The organism is Streptomyces sp. SAI-127 (assembly GCF_029894425.1).
Classification (GTDB): domain Bacteria; phylum Actinomycetota; class Actinomycetes; order Streptomycetales; family Streptomycetaceae; genus Streptomyces.
Map to the genome: position 1 here is coordinate 2,565,834 of NZ_JARXYJ010000001.1, position 19,592 is coordinate 2,585,425.

General features: G+C 71.6%; 15 protein-coding genes. 12 read left to right on the top strand and 3 right to left on the bottom strand.

The features are described from left to right. Positions 1 to 41 precede the first annotated feature (41 nt). Complete coding sequence (locus M2157_RS11920; RefSeq protein ID WP_280861799.1) at positions 42 to 443, top strand: VOC family protein; 402 nt, start codon at positions 42 to 44, stop codon at positions 441 to 443. Here M2157_RS11920 and M2157_RS11925 read toward each other — a convergent pair. Next, on the bottom strand, positions 426 to 1,091 hold the full coding sequence (locus M2157_RS11925; RefSeq protein WP_280865229.1) for a helix-turn-helix domain-containing protein: 666 nt from the start codon (positions 1,089 to 1,091) through the stop codon (positions 426 to 428). The two genes, M2157_RS11920 and M2157_RS11925, sit on opposite strands and share 18 nt — an antisense overlap. A 15-nt stretch (positions 1,092 to 1,106) precedes the next feature. Continuing rightward, positions 1,107 to 2,048, bottom strand: coding sequence for an AraC family transcriptional regulator (locus M2157_RS11930; protein ID WP_280865230.1), 942 nt, complete (start codon positions 2,046 to 2,048; stop codon positions 1,107 to 1,109). A gap of 81 nt (positions 2,049 to 2,129) precedes the next feature. On the opposite strand from M2157_RS11930, the gene M2157_RS11935 reads away from it, so the two are divergent. Beyond that, positions 2,130 to 2,966, top strand: coding sequence for an NmrA family NAD(P)-binding protein (locus M2157_RS11935; RefSeq protein WP_280865231.1), 837 nt, complete (start codon positions 2,130 to 2,132; stop codon positions 2,964 to 2,966). A gap of 24 nt (positions 2,967 to 2,990) precedes the next feature. Here the strand turns inward: M2157_RS11935 and M2157_RS11940 are convergent, their stop codons facing one another. Beyond that, positions 2,991 to 4,136 carry a YihY/virulence factor BrkB family protein gene (locus tag M2157_RS11940; RefSeq protein ID WP_280861803.1) on the bottom strand — a complete coding sequence of 382 codons (1,146 nt, stop codon included), beginning with the start codon at positions 4,134 to 4,136 and terminating at the stop codon, positions 2,991 to 2,993. 585 nt (positions 4,137 to 4,721) lie between these two features. On the opposite strand from M2157_RS11940, the gene M2157_RS11945 reads away from it, so the two are divergent. The 10 genes from M2157_RS11945 to M2157_RS11990 all read left to right on the top strand — a co-directional run bounded on the left by M2157_RS11945 (position 4,722) and on the right by M2157_RS11990 (position 19,500). After that, positions 4,722 to 5,930 carry a heparan-alpha-glucosaminide N-acetyltransferase domain-containing protein gene (locus M2157_RS11945; protein WP_280865232.1) on the top strand — a complete coding sequence of 403 codons (1,209 nt, stop codon included), beginning with the start codon at positions 4,722 to 4,724 and terminating at the stop codon, positions 5,928 to 5,930. A 38-nt stretch (positions 5,931 to 5,968) separates the two neighbouring features. Then, the gene (locus M2157_RS11950; protein WP_280868194.1) at positions 5,969 to 8,434 is read left to right on the top strand and encodes a Pls/PosA family non-ribosomal peptide synthetase; all 2,466 of its coding nucleotides are present in this window, start codon (positions 5,969 to 5,971) and stop codon (positions 8,432 to 8,434) included. A gap of 36 nt (positions 8,435 to 8,470) precedes the next feature. Further along, positions 8,471 to 10,558, top strand: a complete 2,088-nt coding sequence (locus M2157_RS11955; RefSeq protein WP_280865233.1) for a non-ribosomal peptide synthetase — start codon at positions 8,471 to 8,473, stop codon at positions 10,556 to 10,558. A gap of 13 nt (positions 10,559 to 10,571) precedes the next feature. Beyond that, a complete protein-coding gene (locus M2157_RS11960; RefSeq protein ID WP_280865234.1) occupies positions 10,572 to 11,558 on the top strand; it encodes a TauD/TfdA family dioxygenase in 987 nt (328 codons plus the stop codon). After that, entirely contained in the window at positions 11,555 to 12,586 is a 1,032-nt protein-coding gene (gene sbnB, locus M2157_RS11965) for a 2,3-diaminopropionate biosynthesis protein SbnB (RefSeq protein WP_280865235.1), read from the top strand. Before M2157_RS11960 ends, sbnB begins: the two co-directional genes overlap by 4 nt. A 31-nt stretch (positions 12,587 to 12,617) precedes the next feature. Continuing rightward, positions 12,618 to 13,601 (top strand): 2,3-diaminopropionate biosynthesis protein SbnA, encoded by a 984-nt coding sequence (gene sbnA, locus M2157_RS11970; protein ID WP_280861808.1) that lies wholly within the window; start codon positions 12,618 to 12,620, stop codon positions 13,599 to 13,601. Positions 13,602 to 14,291: 690 nt separating this feature from the next. Beyond that, a complete protein-coding gene (locus tag M2157_RS11975; RefSeq protein ID WP_280861809.1) occupies positions 14,292 to 15,926 on the top strand; it encodes an acyl-CoA dehydrogenase family protein in 1,635 nt (544 codons plus the stop codon). A gap of 220 nt (positions 15,927 to 16,146) precedes the next feature. Further along, on the top strand, positions 16,147 to 17,460 hold the full coding sequence (locus tag M2157_RS11980; protein ID WP_280861810.1) for a GAF domain-containing protein: 1,314 nt from the start codon (positions 16,147 to 16,149) through the stop codon (positions 17,458 to 17,460). Positions 17,461 to 17,614: 154 nt separating this feature from the next. Further along, on the top strand, positions 17,615 to 18,910 hold the full coding sequence (locus M2157_RS11985) for a hypothetical protein (RefSeq protein WP_280865236.1): 1,296 nt from the start codon (positions 17,615 to 17,617) through the stop codon (positions 18,908 to 18,910). Positions 18,911 to 18,927: 17 nt separating this feature from the next. Continuing rightward, positions 18,928 to 19,500 carry a GNAT family N-acetyltransferase gene (locus tag M2157_RS11990; RefSeq protein WP_280865237.1) on the top strand — a complete coding sequence of 191 codons (573 nt, stop codon included), beginning with the start codon at positions 18,928 to 18,930 and terminating at the stop codon, positions 19,498 to 19,500. Positions 19,501 to 19,592 lie beyond the last annotated feature (92 nt).

Below are 19,592 nucleotides of genomic sequence, written 5' to 3' on the forward strand. Positions count from 1 at the left end.
CCTTCAAGACCGGGCGTCCGGGCGCTGCCTACGGTGGCGGCATGACTCCACGATTCGATGCCATCGGTCTGGTGGCCTCCGACATGGCCGCCTCCGTCGCCTTCTACCGTCGGCTCGGGTTTCCGTTCCCCGAAGGGTCGCAGACGCAGCCGCACGCGGAGGCCGAACTTCCGGGCGGTGTGCGGCTGATGCTCGACACCGAGGAGACGGTCCGCTCCTTCCACCCGGCGTGGCGGGCACCGGCCGGCGGCAGCCGCACCGCGCTGGCGCTGCGGTGCGACAGCCCGGCCGAGGTCGACGCCGTGTACGAGGAGCTGGTGGGCGAGGGGTTCCACGGTGAGCTCAAGCCGTGGAACGCCGAGTGGGGGCAGCGGTACGCCTCGCTGCACGACCCCGACGGCAACGGCGTCGACCTGTACGCCCCGCTAGCCGACGGCGAGTAGCCGCCCGAGCGGCACGCCCGCCAACTCCTTCACGTCCCGCGCGAGATGCGCCTGGTCCGCGAACCCGCTCCGCACCGCCGTCTCCGCGAACGGCACCCCGGCCCCGGCCAGCACGAGAGCCCGCCGCAGCCGCAGAATCCGGGCCAGCGTCTTCGGCCCGTACCCGAAGGCCGCAAGCGACCTCCGGTGCAACTGCCGTGCTCCCAGGGCGAGTTCGTCCGCCGTCGCGGCGACCGGGCGGCCCGCGTCGAGCGCGGTCACGAGGGCGTGCAGAACGGGGTCAGGAGGGGTGGCACGCTCCAGGGCGATCTCTTCGAGCGCCGTGGCGGCGTCGGGGGCCTTCTCGATACGGCTCCGCAGCCGCCGTACCTCTGGAGCCGGCCAGAGATCGGCCAACTCGACGCGGCGGTCGCGCAGTTCATGGGCGGGCACACCCAGGAAGGCGGGCGCGGTCCCCGGGTAGAAGCGCACGCCCGCCCAGTCGCTCGGGGCGCCGCCGGTGACGTACGCACGTGTGTCGGGCCCGGCGACGAGCAGCCGTCCTTCGTTCCAGAGCAGATCCATGCACCCGTCGGGCAGCACACGTCCGGCCCCGTCACCGGTCCAGATGACGGCACCGGCAAGCCGGGACGCCCGTTCCGTGTACACACCCCCAGGCTACGATCAGCCCCCACCGGCCCGCACCCGAAACTCCTGCGGACTGACCCCGTACCCCCTCTTGAACGCGCTGGACAGCGCAAAGGCGCTTCCGTACCCGACCTGTCGGGCGATCGCCTCGAGCGTCGAGGAACTCCCCCGCAGCAGATCCGCCGCCAACGCCAGCCGCCATCCGGTCAGATACGTCATCACCGGCTCGCCCACCAGCTCGGTGAAGCGCCGAGCGAGCGCGGCCCGCGAGACTCCGGCCTTGGCCGCCAGGGACGCCACCGTCCAGGGATGCGCGGGATCGTCCTGCACCAGCCGCAGCACCCGCCCCACGACAGGATCGGCCAGCGCCGCGTACCAGGCGGGTGCCTCCGCCTCGGGCCGGGAGAACCAGGCCCGGAGCGCCGCGATGACCAGCAGGTCCAGCATCCGGTCCAGGACGACCTCCTGCCCCGGCTCGTCGCGCACGATCTCCTCCATGAGGAGCGGGGTCAGCGGGCACTCCCACACGTCGGTGGTGAGCGACAGCAGCGGCGGCAGCGCGTCCAGGAGACGGTTGCTGATCTCGCCCTCCATCAGATACGTCCCGATGAGGACCACCGTCCCGCCGTCGGGCCGGTCGCCCCAGGTGCGCACCCCGAGGTCCATGGAGCCGTTCAGGGCCCGCCCGTCGGGGTAGCTGCACTCCGCGCCGGGCAGGATCAGCACCTGCGGAGCCGTACCGGGGTCGTCGGCGCAGGTGTAGGGGTCGGGGCCGCGGGCGATGGCGAGGTCGCCGGGGCCGAGCCGGATCCGCTCGCCCGAGTCGGGCACGATCCAGGCGTCGCCACGGACCACCAGCATGACCGTCAACGGCGCCCGGTCCTCCACCCGCACCGCCCACGGCGGGTCGAAACACGCACGGATCATGAAGGCGCCACGCGCCCGCGGTCCTTCCAGCAGGCCTGCCAGAGCGTCCATACGGCCAGCGTAGACGCGCGCGCATGGGAATGAGCCGTTCAGCGATGGTCCCTTGTGGCGGGCGGCAGTTGACTCGACGGCATGACACAGAACGCGCGGAACATGACGGTGGTGGTGACCGGTGCCTCGGGTCGTACGGGCAGCCGGGTGGCGCAGTCCGCGGAGGCGGCGGGGCTGACGGTCCGGGCGGCCTCGCGGGCGCAGGGGTTCGACTGGCAGGACCGGTCGACGTGGGCGCAGGTGTTGCGGGGCGCGGACGCGGCGTACCTGGTGTACCCCTCGGACATCGGCGCTCCGGGGGCCGCCGAGGCGATCGGGGCGGTCGCGCGCGAGGCGGTGGGGGTCGGCGTACGGCGGCTGGTGCTGCTGTCGTCGCGGGGGCAGGACCGGGCGCGGGACGCGGAGGAGGCGCTGCACGCCTCGGGGGCCGACTGGACGGTCGTACGGGCCGCGTGGTTCGCGCAGAACTTCAGCGAGGGGCCGTTGGTGGAGGAGTTGCGGCTGAGCGGGGAGTTGGTGTTTCCGGCCGGTGAGGTGCGGGAGCCGTTCGTGGATGTGCGGGACATCGGGGACGTGGTGGCGGCCGTGCTGGTGTCGCCGGACCGGTATGCCGGAGAGACGCTCACCGTGTCGGGACCTCGGTTGCTGACCTTCGGCGAGGCGGTCGCGGAGATCGCGAAGGCGACGGGGCGGGAGCTGACGTACCGGGCCGTGTCGCCTCAGCGGTACGGGGAGAACCTGCTCGGGTTCGGGGTGCCGGCGCCGGAGGTGGAGGCGCTGGTGGAGGCGTTCACGCAGCTGCTGGACGGGCGCAACGCGTATCTGTCGGACGGCGTGCGGCAGGTTCTCGGCCGTGAGCCGCGGGACTTCGCCGACTTCGCGAGGGAGGCGGCGGCTGCGGGGACCTGGAAGGTCTGACGCCGGTCGGTGGACCCGCCCCCCTCAGGAATCGTCCGGTTTCTGCGGGGGGTGCGTCGTCTTCGCGTGTGTCCGCAGCCGCGACGTCACATCCTCCGGCGGCAGGAAGCGCGACCACCGCTCCGGGAACTCCGAGGGCATGTCGGGGTCCTCGGGGTCGATGTCGGTGTCGTGGAGTGCGGCCGCCCGGGCGACGTACTCGGCGACCTGCGCCTCCCGCACCCGCTCGTTCGCCGCGCGCGCCGCCGCCGTCGCCGCCGCCGGCCAGACGCGGTCGATCGCGGCGTTGACCGCGGCGCCCACCAGGACCGCGAAGGCCGACACCCCGATCCACAGGAGCACCGCCACGGCCGCGGCCAGCGAGCCGTAGATCGTCGCACCCTCGATCGTGCTCTGGAGGTAGATCCGGAGCAGGAAGCTCCCCAGCACCCACATGGCGAGCGCCACCAGCGCGCCGGGGACGTCCTCGATCCACGGTGAGCGCACCGGTACCGACAGGTGGTACAGCGTGGTCAGGAAGGCGATGGACAGGATGATCACCACGGGCCAGTACAGGACCTGCACCACCGTCGCCGACCAGGGCACGATCCGCACCACCGCGTCCGGCCCCGCCACCATCAGCGGCAGTGCCACCGAGCCGATCAGCAGGGCCGCGATGAACAGGGCGAACGCCACGAGCCGGGTCTTGACGATGCCGCGGACCCCGTCGAGGCCGTACATGACGGTGATGGTGTCGATGAAGACGTTCACGGCGCGGGACCCGGACCACAGGGCGAACAGGAAGCCGACGGAGATGACGTCGGGCCTGCCGCCCTTCATCACGTCGTCGAGGATCGGCTGCGCGATCTGCCGTACGCCCTTGTCGGACAGGACCGTGCGCGCCGCGTCCAGGATGTTGGCCTCCAGGCTGCTGATGCTGTCGGTGCCGGTCCAGTCGTCGACGTAGCCGAGCAGTCCGATGAGGCTGAGCAGCAGCGGGGGCACGGACAGCAGCGAGAAGAACGCGGCCTCGGCGGCGAGCCCCAGGATGCGGTACTCGATGCACGAGTTGACGGTGTCCTTGAGCAGCAGCCAGGCGGTCCTGCGCTTCGAGACGTTCCGGTAGAGGGCACGGGCCCGGTGGAGCCGGCCGGAGGGGGGCCGCTGAGGGGATTCGCTTGCTGCCTGCACGACCTAAAGGTATCCGCCATGGCGGCGTGCACTCATCCCCCGGTCCGGGTCCGGGGCACGCGCGTGCGGGGAACGCCCGCTCGTGTTCGGTTCCTTCATACCTCGGAAAACGCCGGGCAACCCCGCGGAAATCACCAAGGAAATCGAACCTCTTTTCTGTCATGAACCCGGTGGCCGGATTTCGCGGCCTTGAAAAGCGGAATGCCGGACGACATATGCACTGCCCATCGGGTGAGTTCCCCGGTGACGCCTCCGAACGGCATGAGCAGGGCATACCGTCGGCGAACGGTCGACCAGCAAGAAACCGCCATTGCCCGAAACGCGCTTGACCCGTTCATGAGCCCGTCGAAACAATTCGGATTGCATTCTCAGGGCCCTGACCAAGGCTCGAGCCGACCGCCCCGTCCCCGCCGCGTGGTCACTTCAGGCACATACCGAACCGCTCCTTCTCTTATTTCATTCCGTGCCTCACGGCACTTCTCTTTCTTCCGGCACACCGGAACCACGGGGGTTCTTCTTCCTGATTTTCCGCCGCGTGGTGAGCAGCGGTCGATATTCCGCCGTATCCCTCTCTGGAGAATTTCCATGACTGTTCCGTATGCGCCGAAGCATGCCGTGCCGCGAATCGTGGGGGTCGATGTGGCACGGGGTCTCGCCCTGCTCGGTATGTTCTCCGTTCACGTGTTCGGTGCGTTCGACGAGGCCGGCTCGGTCACACCCGCCTGGATGTTCGCGGGCGGCCGTTCCTCGGCGACCTTCGCCGTGACGGCCGGGATCGGCCTGGCCTTCACGACCGGCGGGCGACGGCCGGTGACCGGGCGGCCCGCGGCCGCCGCGGTGGCGGCCCGTGCCGGCGTCATCGCGCTGATCGGGCTGCTGCTCGGCTACGCCTCACGCGCGGCGGACCTGGACGTGGACGTCATTCTGGCGTTCTACGCCCTGTTGTTCCTGATCGCGATCCCGCTGCTGGGCCTTGCTCCGCGCACCCTGGCCTTCCTGTCCCTGGCCCTGGCCCTGGGCGCCCCGCTCGCCGTGCACGCGCTGCGGGGCGTACTGCCGGAGCCCGCCTTCGACGGCGACCCGACCCTCCAGGACGTGGTCACCGACCCGCTCGGCCTGGTGTCGGACCTGCTGGTCCATGGCGACTACCCGGTGCTCGCCTGGACCGCCTATCTGTGCGCCGGCCTCGCCCTCGGCCGGATGAACCTGACGTCACGAAGGGCCGCACCCCGGCTTTTCGGCGGCGGTCTCGCGCTGGTGGCCGGGGTCTGGCTGGTGTCGTCCCTGGTCCTGTTCCGGTACGACGGGCTCCGGTACCTGTGGCGCGCGGAGTTCCCCGGTGCCTCCCGCGCCGAGGCCCTGTGGGACAGCCCCGACGGCGAGACCTGGTGGGCGCTGCTCTCCCGGGCGCCGCACGCGACCACGCCCTTCGACATGCTCCTCACCCTGGGCTCGGCGACGGCGATCCTCGGCGGCGCCCTGCTGCTGACCAGGAGCGCCCTCCTCGCACGGGCGCTCACGCCGCTCGCGGCGGCGGGCAGCATGCCGCTGACCCTCTACGTCGCCCATGTGCTCCTTCTCGCCACCGGCGCACTCTCCGGCTCCCCCGGGCTCCTCTACGCCGTCATGGCGACCGGAGCGCTCCTCTTCGCCCTCTCGTGGCGGCACGTCGGGCGTGGCCCGCTGGAAACGGTCGTCGCAGGCGCGGCCCGGCGGTGTCGCGAGGCCGTAACACCGGCGCGGTCGCAGGAACCGGTGGAGACCCCGGCCCGACTTAGCAAGCACACCGAATAGACCAAAAGACCAAAAGTAATGATCTAGGAGCTCAAGTGGTGGTAAATCCCGGCGAGATCACGACAGTCGCCCCGGTGGACGGCACCGCCCAGGTCTTCGCCGAGGTGCTGGCCGGGGTCGTGAAGACGGATCAAGTACCTCTCGACAGCCACTTCTTCGACGACCTGGGTGCCAACTCCCTGGTCATGGCGCAGTTCTGCGCCCGGGTCAGGAAGCGGGACGATCTGCCGCCGGTGTCGATGAGGGACATCTACGGCCACCCGACGATCCGCGGTCTGGCCACGGCTCTCGCCGAGATCCCGGCCGCCGGACCGGCTCCCGCACGGCCGACCGAACCGCCTCCGCCGCCGGGCAGCACCGCCCGCTATGTCCTGTGCGGGTTCGTGCAGTTCCTCGTCTTCGTCCTGTACTGCCTCGCCGCGGGGATCGCCACCGCCGAGGGGTACCGCTGGATATCCGGCGGCGACGGCGTGCTCTCCGTCTACCTGCGCTCCCTGGTCTTCGGCGGCACGCTGTTCCTGGCCGTCTGCACCCTGCCCGTGGTGGCGAAGTGGGTGCTGGTGGGCCGGTGGAAGGAGACGGAGTTCCCGGTGTGGGGCCTGGCCTACGTCCGCTTCTGGACCGTCAAGGCACTGCTGCACGCCAATCCGATGATCCTTTTCACCGGCAACCCGCTGTACGTCCTGTACCTGCGGGCCCTCGGCGCCCGTATCGGCCCGGGCGTCACGATCCTGTCCCACTCGGTGCCGGTCTGCACCGACCTGCTGACCGTCGGCGCCGGGACGGTGATCCGCAAGGACGCCCTGTTCCTCGGCTACCGGGCGCACGCGGGCCGGATCCGCACCGGACCGGTCACCCTGGGCCGGGACGTCTTCGTCGGCGAGAAGACGGTCCTCGACATCGGCACGTCCATCGGCGACGGCGGCCAGCTGGGCCACTCCTCCGCGCTGTACGACGGCGCCGCCATACCCGCCGGGCAGCGCTGGCACGGCTCCCCGGCCCGTCCCACCGACGTCGACCACATCCGTGTCCCGGCCACCCGCTGCGGCACCGCGCGCCGGGCCGGCTATGCCCTCACGGCCCTGCTCCAGACACTGCTCGTGTACGTCCCGCTCGGCATCGGCGGCGTCTTCCTGGTGATGGACCTCGTGCCGGCACTGGACCCGCTGCTCGAACCGAACGCGCAGGAACGGGCGTCGGCGGCCTTCTACGCCGAGGCGCTGGCCCTGTCCGTCGCCCTCTTCACCGGTTCCGTGGTCCTCGGCCTCCTCACCGTGACGGTGCTGCCGCGGCTGCTGAACCTGACCCTGAAGGCGGACCGGGTCTATCCGCTGTACGGCTTCCACTACTCGGTGCAGCGCGCGATCGCCCGCATGACCAACATCAAGTTCTTCAAGTGGCTGTGCGGCGACAGCTCGTACATCGTCCACTACCTGCGGTCCATCGGCTACGACCTCTCGCACGTCGAGCAGACCGGCTCGAACTTCGGCACCGAGGTGTCGCACGAGACGCCGTACCTGGCCACCGTCGGCAGCGGCACGATGGTCGCCGACGGGCTCTCGATCCTCAACGCCGAGTACTCCAGTACGTCGTTCCGGGTCTCGCGGGTGGCGATCGGGCCGCGCAACTTCCTCGGCAACCACATCGCCTACCCGATCGGCGGACGTACCGGCGACAACTGCCTGCTCGCGACGAAGGTGCTGGTCCCGCTCGACGGTGAACTGCGCGAGGGCGTGGGCCTGCTGGGCTCGCCGCCGTTCGAGATCCCGCGCACGGTGGAGCGCGACACCCGCTTCGACCACCTGCGCGAGGGCGACGAACTGCGCCGCCGGCTGTCCGGCAAGAACCGCTTCAACGCCCGCTCGATGGCGCTGTTCCTGTTCCTGCGCTGGCTGCACTGGTTCATGCTGACGCTGCTCGGTTTCGCGGTCGTCGATCTCTACGGCGGCCAGGGCGCCCTCGGCGGCCTGCTCATCGGCGGCTACCTGATGGCAAGCCTCGCACTGACCTGCGCCTACTACATCCTGGTGGAGCGCGTGATCACCCGGTTCCGGCCGCTGGAGCCGCAGTTGTGCTCCATCTACGAGCCGTACTTCTGGTGGCACGAGCGGCTGTGGAAGGTGCCGGACGGCCAGCTCAAGGTCTTCAACGGCACCCCGTTCAAGAACGTCATCTGGCGGCTGATGGGCGTACGGCTCGGTCGCCGGGTCTTCGACGACGGCGTCGCCATCACCGAGCGGTCGCTCACGTCGATCGGCAGCGACTGCACGCTCGGCGCCCACTCCAAGGTGCAGGCCCACTCCCAGGAGGACGGCACCTTCAAGTCCGACCACATCACGATCGGCGACGGCTGCACCGTCGGTGCGGGCGCGCTGGTCCACTACGGCGTCTCGATGGGCGACGGTGCCGTACTCGGTCCCGACTCCTTCCTGATGAAGGGCGAGGAGATGCCGTCGGGGGCGCACTGGGGCGGGAATCCGGCGGTGGCACTGCGCCGCGCCTGAACCGCCCGCACGAAGAAATCAGGGGGGAAGAAAGTCATGGAAACAGTTCCGCACCGCACGCCCGGTCCGATACCGGACGTCACCGAGTACGCGGTCCCGCTGCCCGACGGCACACCGACCGATCCGGCCGCGCTGCTGACGGCCCACGCCAAGGTCCTCGCCGCCCTCTCGGGCGGGACGGAGGGCACTCCCGGCGACGAGCTGCGGGTCACCGTCACCGACGGGACGCTGCGGCTGAGCCACCGCACCGGCGCCTTCGACACCGAAACCGCCGCCCGCATCGCCGGCTACCACCTCACCGCGCTCGCCGACCCGGACCGCAGGAGCCTGCTGTCCGAGGAGGAACTCCGCTTCCAGCTGGAGGAGTTGGCGGGACCGGTCCGTGCACTTCCGGACCGGCGGGTGCACGAGCTCTTCGAGGAGCGGGTCGGCAAGCACCCGGACGCCGTGGCCGCCGTACAGGGCGAGCGGCAGTGGACGTACGCCGAGCTCAACTCCCGAGCCAACCGGGTCGGCCGGGCGCTGCTGGCGCGCGGCCTGGAGGCCGAGGGGGTCGTCGCCGTCGTCATGGAGCGCGATCTGGACTGGATGGCGGCCGTCCTCGGCGTGCTCAAGGCCGGCGGGGTGTATCTGCCCGTCGAGCCGCACTTCCCGGCCGAACGGGTGTCCAGGACGCTGTCCCGGGCGGGCTGCGAGCTCGTCGTCACCGAGCGGGGCAGCACCGGCTCGCTCTCCGGGACGACGGCCACGACCCTGTTCGTGGACGCCGCGTACGCCGAGAGCCACGCGGACGACGATCTCGGGATCCCGGTCGCGGCGGACCAACTGGCCTACATCTACTTCACGTCCGGCTCCACCGGCGAGCCGAAGGGCGCGATGTGCGAGCACGCCGGCTTCGTCAACCACGTGCTCGCCAAGGTCGAGGACCTGGGGATCGGCGAGGACGACGTGGTCGCGCAGACCGCGCCGCAGTGCTTCGACATCTCCCTGTGGCAGCTGCTCGCCGGGCCGGTCGTCGGCGGGCGGACGCTGGTCGTCGACCAGGAGACCGTCCTGGACGTGCCGCGGTTCGTGGACACGGTGGTCCGGGAGCGGGTCAACGTGCTCCAGGTCGTGCCGTCGTACCTGGAGGCCGTGCTCGCGGAGTTGGGGCAGCGGCCGCGCGAACTGGCCGACCTGCGCTGTGTGTCGGTGACCGGCGAGGCGGTGAAGCGGGAGCTGGTGCAGCGCTGGTTCGCCACCGCGCCCGGCATCCGCCTCGCCAACGCCTACGGGCTGACCGAGACCTCCGACGACACCAACCACGAGGTCATGGACCGGGTGCCGGACGGCGACCGGGTCCCGCTCGGGCGGCCGGTGCGCAATGTGCGGGTGTACGTCGTCGACGAGGACCTGGTGCCCGTGCCGCTCGGCGCTCCGGGCGAGATCGTCTTCTCCGGGGTGTGCGTGGGGCGCGGGTACGTCAACGACCCCGAGCGCACCGCGGCCGCCTTCATGGAGGACCCGTACCGGCCCGGCGAGCGGCTCTACCGCAGTGGTGACGTGGGGCGCTGGCGGTCCGACGGCCGACTGGAGTTCCTCGGCCGCCGGGACACCCAGATCAAGATCCGCGGGTTCCGCGTGGAGATCGGCGAGATCGAGAACGCGCTGCTGCGGGTGGCCGGGGTGCGTGACGGGGCCGTCGTGGTCGTACGGGGGACGCAGCTCGCCGCGTTCTGCGCCGGGCCCGAGCCGGTGGGCGCGGACGCGGTGCGGGAACGGCTGGCCGCGTCGCTGCCGGACTACATGGTGCCCGCCGTCGTGCACTGGCGGGAGCACCTGCCGCTGACGGCCAACGGCAAGACCGACCGCCGGACGCTGACCGCGCTCGCCGAGGACCTCGACGCCGCTGTGGCCGTCGAGCCGGTCACGGCCGGCGAGCGGCGGCTCGCGGATGCCTGGGCCGAGGTGCTCGGGGTCCCCGCCGACCGGATCGGCCGCCTCGACCACTTCTTCGACCGCGGCGGCACCTCGCTGTCCGCCGTGCGTCTCGCGATCGCCCTGGACCGGGCGATCACCCTCAAGGACGTCGTCCGCCACCCGGTCCTCGCGGACCTGGCGGGCCTGCTCGACCGGCAGCACTGAAAGGAACCCCGAGATGTCATCCATGAATCTCCTTCCGAACCTGGACCTGGCACCGGACAGTCCGCCGATCCTGCACGCCAAGTCCGGTGAAGATCCGGCCGGTTGGGCGGCCGAGCACCACGACACGCTGCGTGCCCTCGTCCTCGAGCACGGTGGTGTCCTGGTGCGCGGTCTGGGCCTTTCGGACCCCGCGACCACCGAGGCCGTCTTCCGGCGGCTGACCAGCGGCCTGATGCCCGACCACGAGCCCTTCGCACCGCGGCGCAGCTACGGGGGCGGCGTGTACTCGACGACCAAGTGGCCGCCGAACCAGCAGATGTGCATGCACCACGAGGTCAGCTACGGCCTGGAGTTCCCGGGTCTGCTCCTGTTCGCCTGTCTGGAGGCGCCCGGGACCGGGGGCGCGACCGCGCTCGCCGACGCGTCCGCGGTGCTGCGGGACCTGCCCCGCGAGCTGGTCTCCCGCTTCGAGCGCGAGGGCTGGCTGCTGACCCGCTCGTACCACGAGGAGATCGGCGCCTCGGTCGAGGAGGCGTTCGGCACGGACGACCGCGCCGCCGTCGAGCGCTACTGCCGCCGGCACGCCATCGAGTTCGCCTGGCAGAGCGACGGCTCCCTGCACACCCGGCAGCGGCGCGGCGCGGTGCTCCGGCACCCGGACTCCGGCCTGCCCTGCTGGTTCAACCAGATCGCGTTCCTCAACGAGTGGACCATGGAGCCGGAAGTGCACGAATACCTGGTGGACATGTACGGCGCCGACGGGCTGCCTTTCAACACCCGCTTCGGCGACGGCGATCCGATCGACGTGGACGTCGTGCGGACGATCAACGAGGTGTACGACGCCCACACCGTGCGCGAGCCGTGGCAGGACGGGGATCTGCTGCTCGTCGACAACATCCGTACGGCACACAGCCGCGAGCCCTTCGAGGGACCGCGCGAGGTGCTGGCCGCGCTCGGCAACCCGGTGTCGCGCACCGACGGCGAGGTGAGCGGCGTATGAGCACCGTCGGCGCACCGACCTTCGCGCTCGTCACCGGCGCACAGGTCCAGCAGGCCCTGCACGGGCGGGAACCGGAGATCGCGGATCTCGTCGAGGCCGTGTACCGGCTGCACGGCGCGGGCGACTCGGTGAACCCTCCGTCGTACTTCCTGCGGTTCCCGGACCGCCCGTCGTCACGGATCATCGCGTTGCCCGCCTCACTGGGCGGACCGCTGAGGGTGGACGGCCTGAAGTGGGTCTCCAGTTTCCCGGAGAACATCAAGTCCGGGCTGCCGCGCGCGTCGGCCGTGCTGATCCTCAACGACCCGGTCACCGGCTACCCGTTCGCCTGCCTGGAGAGTTCCGTCATCAGCGCGACGCGTACGGCGTCGTCGGCGGCGCTGGCGGCCGGGAAGCTCAGCGCGGGCCGGAGCCGTCCCACCCGGGTGGGCTTCATCGGCACCGGGCTGATCGCCCGCTACATCCACACCCATCTCGCCGCCACCGGCTGGGAGTTCGAGGAGACGGGGGTGCACGACCTGTCGGCCGAGAGCGCCGCCGGGTTCCGCGGCTATCTGGAGCGGTCCGGCGCTCCGGGGAAGGCCGTCGTGCACGACACGGCCGAATCCCTCATCCGCTCCAGCGACCTGGTCGTGTTCGCCACCGTCGCCGGCACACCGCACGTCCACGACCCGTCGTGGTTCGGCCATCACCCCCTGGTCCTGCATGTCTCGCTGCGCGATCTCGACCCGGAGATCCTGCTCGCGTCCGCCAACTTCGTCGACGACGTCGAGCACTGCCTCAAGGCCGAGACCTCCCCGCATCTGGCCGAACAGCTCACGGGGAGCAGGGACTTCATCGACGGCACGCTCGACGACGTGCTGACCGGACGGGTGACCGTCCCGACGGACCGGACGGTGGTGTTCTCCCCCTTCGGCCTGGGGGTGCTCGACCTCGCCGTCGGCCGGTTCGTCCACGACGAACTGGCCCGGCGCGGCGAACTGCACGTCGTCGACGGGTTCTTCAACGAGTTGCGCCGGTACGGCTGAACCACCGGTGGCGCATGAGGAGGGGGGCGTCATGCCCGTCATATCCGATCCTTCGGAGTACAACGAGTCCGACCTCTACGTCGACCTGCGGGCGGCGCTGGAGCTTCCGCTGTTCCTGAAGTGCGAGGGTTTCAACTTCGCCGGGTCCATCAAGCTGAAGGCGGCCCGCGAGATGGTGAACGCCGCCGAGCGCGACGGCACCCTGCGGCCCGGTTCGATCCTGGTCGAGTCGTCGTCGGGGAACCTGGGGGTGGCCCTGAGCGTGATCGCGGCGAGCCGGGGCTACCGGTTCCTGTGCGTGACCGACTCACGGTGCAACCTGGCGACGATCCGGCTGATGGAGGCACTCGGCAGCCGGGTGCACGTGGTCAGGGAGCCGGACCTGCACGACGGTTATCTGGGCGCCCGGCTCGCCTACGTGCGGGCGCTGTGCGCCTCGGACGAGCGGTACGTGTGGCTCAACCAGTACAGCAACGAGGGGAACTGGCGGGCGCACTACCGCACCACCGCACCGGACATCGCGCGCCGCTTCCCCGACCTGGACGTCCTGTTCGTGGGGGCCGGCACCACGGGGACCCTGATGGGCTGTGCCCGCTGGTTCTGGCAGTGGCGGCGGCCGGTGCGGATCGTCGCCGTCGACAGTGTCGGCTCGATCACCTTCGGCGGGCCGCCCGGCGTGCGGATGATCCCGGGGCTCGGCACCAGTGTGCCGCCGCAGCTGCTCGACAAGTCGTACATCGACGACGTGGTGCTCGTCGAGGAACCGGACACCCTCCAGGTCTGCCGCCGGCTGGCCGCCCGGGGTTTCCTGTTCGGCGGCTCCACCGGCACGGTCGTCAGCGGCGCGGACCAGTGGCTGTCCGCGCACGGCCGCCGCGGGCTCACCGCGGTCGCCATCGCACCGGACCTCGGCGAACGCTACCTCGACACGGTGTACCGACCCGGCTGGCCGCACGGCATGCCCGAGGCGGACCCGGTCCACCACCCGGCGGAGGCGATGGCCCACCTCGCCTGAGCGCCCCCGGCACCCGGCCCGCGCACCAACGCCGACCGGGTGCCGTGCCCGGCCCGTGCCGTATCGGCAAGGTGCCAGTACGCCCGCCCACGGCAACGAGAGGCCCTCCCCGCAAGGCGCCCGCAGCACCCCGGCTGCGTGCCCGTGAGGCGGTCGGCACCCCGCGCCGACCGCTGCCATATCGACGAGGTACCGCTACACGCGCCTGCGGCGACCAGAGGCGATCCCGCATGGCCCCCGAACACCCGGCCCCGCAACCGCAAGGCGCACGCCAACCCCGCGGCGACCGCTGCCGTACCGGCGAGGTACCGCTACACGCGCCTGCGGCGACCAGAGGCGATCCCGCATGGCCCCCGAACACCCGGCACCGCAACCGCAAGGCGCACGCCAACCCCGCGGCGACCGCTGCCGTACCGGCGAGGTACCGCTACACGCGCCTGCGGCAGCCAGAGGCGATCCCCGCACGCGCCGCGGCCCCCTCAACCGCGAGACGCCCAGCACCCCCCGCAGCGACCCGCTGCCGTGGCGGCGAGGTCCCGCCCCACCCGCCCGCGGCGACCAGCGGCCCACCCCGCACGGACCCGCAGCGCCCCGGCGGGCCCGGCCCCGCGATGCGCCCGGCACCCCCGCGGGGACCCCGTGCCGTGTCCGTGAGGTGACCGGTGGGGTACCCCGGGGTACGTTCGCAGAATGGCAGGCAGTACGCACACCGTGACCAACCAGCCCCCACCGCTGATCGGCTACGACGCCTACAGCGCCGACCGCGCCCTGCGCGCGGCCGTGGAACGGCATCTCGACCCGGACCTGCTCGACGAGGTCCACGGTGAGCTGGCGGCGCTCGGCCGGGCCTGCGGCTCGGCGCAGGTGCAGGAGTGGGGCCTGCAGGCCAACGAGAACCCACCCCGGCTGCGCACCCACGACCGTCACGGCCACCGTATCGACGAGGTGGAGTTCCATCCGGCCTGGCACCGGGTGCTCGGCAAGGGCGTCTCGGCGGGTCTGACCGCCGCCTGGGCCCGCCCCGGGGGCCATGTGCGGCGAGCGGCGGCCTTCCTCCTGTGGACGCAGGTAGACGCGGGCAACTGCTGTCCGCTGTCGATGACCCACGCGGCGGTCCCCGCCCTGCGCACCGACCCGGACCTGGCCGCCGAGTGGGAGCCCCGCCTCACGTCCATGGTCTACGACCGCGAGCTGCGGCCCGCCCACCTCAAGGCGGGGGCGCTCTTCGGTATGGGCATGACGGAGAAGCAGGGCGGCAGCGACGTCCGGGCGAACGCCACGTCCGCACGGCCCCTGCCCGACGGCGAGACCTACGAGCTGACCGGCCACAAGTGGTTCTGTTCCGCGCCCATGTCGGACGGCTTCCTCGTCCTCGCCCAGGCCCCGGGCGGGCTCACCTGCTTCCTCGTCCCGCGCGTCCTGGAGGACGGCACCCGCAACACTTTTCTCCTCCAGCGCCTCAAGGACAAGCTCGGCAACCGTTCCAACGCCTCCGGCGAGGTCGAGTTCGACCGGACCTGGGCCCGCCGGGTGGGCGACGAGGGGCGCGGGGTCCGCACCATCATCGAGATGGTCGCGGCGACCCGGCTCGACTGTGTGCTGGGCTCGGCGGGCCTGATGCGCCAGGCCGTCGCCCAGGCGATCCACCACTGCACCCACCGCGAGGCCTTCGGCGGCAAGCTCGTCGACAAGCCGCTGATGCGCAACGTCCTGGCCGACCTGGCCCTGGAGTCCGAGGCGGCGACCACCCTCGCCCTGCGTCTGGCGGCCGCCTACGACAAGGGCGACGAACAGGAACGGGCCTTCCTGAGGATCGCGGTACCGGCGGCCAAGTACTGGATCACCAAGCGCTGCACCCCGCTGACGGTGGAGGCCGCCGAATGCCTGGGCGGCAACGGCTACGTGGAGGAGTCGGGCATGCCCCGCCTGGTCCGCGAGTCACCGCTGAACTCCATCTGGGAGGGTGCGGGCAACATCCAGGCCCTGGACGTCCTGAGGGTCCTCAGGCGAGAACCCCAGGCCCTGAACGCCTACCTCCTGGAGATCGGCCGGACCCGGGGCGCCGACCACCGCCTGGACGCGGCGACGAAGCACCTCTTCACCGAACTGGCCGATCTGGAGGGCATCGAGGGCCGCGCCCGCCACCTGACGGAACGACTCGCGCTCGTCCTGCAGGGCTCCCTGCTCGTCCGCCACGCCCCAGCGGAGGTCGCCGACGCGTTCTGCGCTTCCCGCCTGGGCGGCGACGCGGGATCGGCCTTCGGCACATTGCCCTCGACCCTGGACCTGGCGTCGGTGGTGGACCGAGCCCGTCCGGTGCACTGACCTGTTCACCGGTTGAACGGGGGTGGTGCTGCGCCGACACGGCACCACCCCCGTTGCGGCCCTCGGAGGCCGGAGAACGCCGCTGCGAGACGGCGTTCGCCCAAGTTTCAAACAAGCCGGAGCCCACCACCAGGGTTGCAGGGGGTTGCAACTTCCTGGCGTCTGTGGGCGGACTGTGTTCCTGCCCGAGACACGACCGGCACTATGAGACGGACAGTCAATGAACCCGGGACCGGGAGGACCAGTGCCGCTCTCGCCGACGCATGTGACCCACCTAGCCACCGTGGACACGGCACGTGCGGCGCGGGTACTGAACGACATCCGGTCGGCCACCCTGTCCGGCCGGCCCGCGCCCGTCGCTCCGCGCCCCGTGATCGAGGAGTCCTGGACCCGTATGCTGCGCGGCGGCGTCGACCCGGACCACGACTTCCGGTCAGGGCTGCTGGCGCCCGAGGAGGTGCAGCGGCGCCGGGAGAGCACCCCGCTCCGGCACGTCCTGCCGGTCCTGCGGGAGGGGCTGCTGTCGGTCGCGGACGTCGCCCACCACATCATGGTGGTCGCCGACGAGGACGGCCGGGTGCTGTGGCGGGAGGGCAGCTCCCCCGTGCTGCGCAAGGCCGACGGCACCGGCTTCGAACTCGGCGCGGACTGGCGGGAGGACGTCGTCGGCACGAACGGCATCGGCACCCCGGTGGTGGTGCGCCGTCCCGTCCAGGTCTTCGCCTCCGAGCACTTCGTCCGCTCTCAGACCTCCTGGACCTGCACCGGTGCCCCGATCAAGGACCCCCGGGACGGCCGGCTGATCGGCGTGGTCGACGTGAGCGGGCCGCTGGACACCATGCACCCGGCGACGCTCGCCTGGGTCGACTCGGTGGCCAAGCTCGCCGAGTCCCGGCTGCGCGAGCTGCATCTGACCACTCTGGAGCGGCTGCGGGCCGTCGCGGCGCCGGTGCTCGCCCGGCTCAGCGGCCGGGCCCTGGTGGTGGACCGGGACGGCTGGACGGCGGCCGTGACCGGAATGCCGTATCCGCATCGGATCGCGCTGCCCAAGTCCCTCTCGCCGGGCCGCCGGTGGCTGCCGGCGCTCGGTCTGTGCGCGCTGGAGCCGCTGGCGGGCGGCTGGTTGATCCGCGCCGCCGACGAACCGGAGCCGCAGGGCGTCACCCGGATCGTGCTGGACCTCGCGCAGCCGCGCCGCTGGTCGGTGACGGTGTCGGGCGGCGCGGGCACCTGGAGCCACGAACTGAGTCCCCGGCATGCCGAGTTGCTCTACCTGCTGGCCCTGCACCGCTCGGGCCGCAGTGCGGCGGGCCTGGCCGAGGACATGTTCGGCGACCCGGGCCGTACGGTGACCGTGCGCGCGGAGATGTCCCGGGTAAGGCGCTATCTCGGGGCGTTTCTGGAACACCGGCCGTATCGTTTCTGCGAGGACGCCGAGGTCGAGGTGCTGCTGCCGGGCCGTCCGGGCGACCTGCTGCCGCACTCGACCGCCCCGGCGGTACTCGGGGCCCGCGCCGCCACCCAGACCGAGTGAAAACCCTCGATCTGGGCGCATCTTCCGCATAATTGCAGCGTCTTCGCCCCCAGCGGCGCCTCACTGCCGTAGCATCCCTCTACGGGCCACCCCACCTGCTCCTCGGTCAACGTACAGATCAACAGGCGCAGTTGGCCCGCCTCGGGAGGACGGTATGAAGCAACGTGGCAGACACCGCAGGCGCAAGCGGGGCCAAGCACTGCGCGCCTTCCTGGCCGGTACCGCCCTCGCACTGACCGCCGCCGCCACCATGATCAGTGCCTCCCAGGCCACGGTCGCCGCCAACCCCGGGACGCTGAAGCCGCTCACCTCGGCCGCCGAGACCGACCCGCTGGGCCTGAAGGAGTCCCGGGTACCGCAGAGCGACCTCGACCGTCTCTCCTCCGCGATGGGACGTCCGGCCGGCGTCTCCGCCGTCCTCGACTCCGCCGACCGGAGCCTGGGCGACGCGATCGACTGCACGGCCGGCGAGCGCAGGGCGCTGCCCGTGGCCCCGGAGGCCACCGCCGCGTACTGCTGGGACACCGCCGACACCCGCTCCTGGCGGGCCGGGGCGGTCACCACCTCCGGAGACGCCGACGACGACGGCCGGTGGGGCGCCCACCGCGTGATCCTCTCCTCGTGGAGCCGCACCGGCACCGCGGCGCACGACGGGGGCCTGGCCCGGGTCGCGTTCGTCGACGCGGACGACCTGGACCGGCTCACCTACTCCTGGGTCCTCCTCGCCGTCCCGGTCGACGGCGGGCGCGACTACCGCGGACTCGTCTCCCAGGTCTCCGGCATGGTCTGGTACCAGAACAAGCTGCTGGTCACCGCGAGCGGCGACGGCGGCGAGGCGCTGTACGTCTACGACATGAACCGCGTCCAACGGGCCACCGTCGACAGCGACGCGGTCGGCAAGGTACGCGGCGGCTGGTCGGCGCACGGCGCCCAGTGGGTCCTGCCCGCGGTCGCCTCCTACCGCCCGACCGCCGGCACGGGCGCCGCCCGCCCCGACTACCTCTCCCTGGACCGCAGCACCGCCCCGGACAGCCTGGTCGCGAGCGAGTGGGTCTCCGGGGACGGTGACGCCGGGACCCGGGTGTGGCGCTACGACTTCAGCACCTCCCCCGCCCGCTCCGGCCTCCTGGCCACGGCCCCCGGCGGCTACGCGCGCGTGGCCGAGGCGTACGTCACGAAGGCCTCCGGCTCCGGCCCCGTCCTGTCGTACGACTCCCAGTGGTACCTGGGCCGCGCGGCCCACACCGAGGGCGACCACGGCACCCTGTGGCGCCAGAACGCGAAGGACCCCGCGAAGGCCGCCCGCTGCGGCTCGGACGAGACCCGCAGCTGCTGGAGCGGGGAGTCGGAGTCCCTGTCGTACTGGGAACAGACGGGCGACGTGTGGTCCCAGTCGGGCAGGGTCCTGTTCGCGCTGCCGCTGGCCTCGATCGACAGATCTCTGGGATAGATGATTCCCTGACCGGCATGCCGAACATCGCCGTGACCACCTGGTCCCTGGAACAGACCGCTCCGACCGACCTCCTCCCGGCCGAGCCCCCGGAGGGCGACGTCCGGATCCGCCGCGCGGAAGTCCCCTCCCCCGAGTTCAGCCGCTACCTCTACGCCTCCGTGGGCGGCGACATCCGGTGGATCGACCGGCTCTCGTGGACGTACGCCCAGTGGCGGGAGCACCTGGAGCGTCCCGGCGTGGAGACCTGGGTCGCCTACGACCACGGCACCCCCGCCGGCTACGTCGAACTCGCCCCGCAGGACGACGGCGTCGTGGAGATCGCGTACTTCGGCCTGATCCCGGCGTTCCGCGGCAAGCGGATCGGCGGCCACCTCCTCTCCTACGGCGCCGCTCGCGCCTGGGACCTCGCGGACCGCTGGCCGGGGCTGACCGACACCAAGCGGGTCTGGCTGCACACCTGCTCCAAGGACGGCGAGCACGCGATGGGCAACTACCAGCGCCGTGGCTTCAAGCTCTTCGACACCAAGGTCGAGGAGGAGGCCGAGGCCCCCACACCCGGCCCCTGGCCCGGGGCATACCCGGCCTGACCTGCGGGAACAAGAGACCCCGCGATCTTTGTGACCAACGACACCCTGGTCTCGCCTGTCGAGACAAGGGTGTCCACATGGTGGATAAAGCT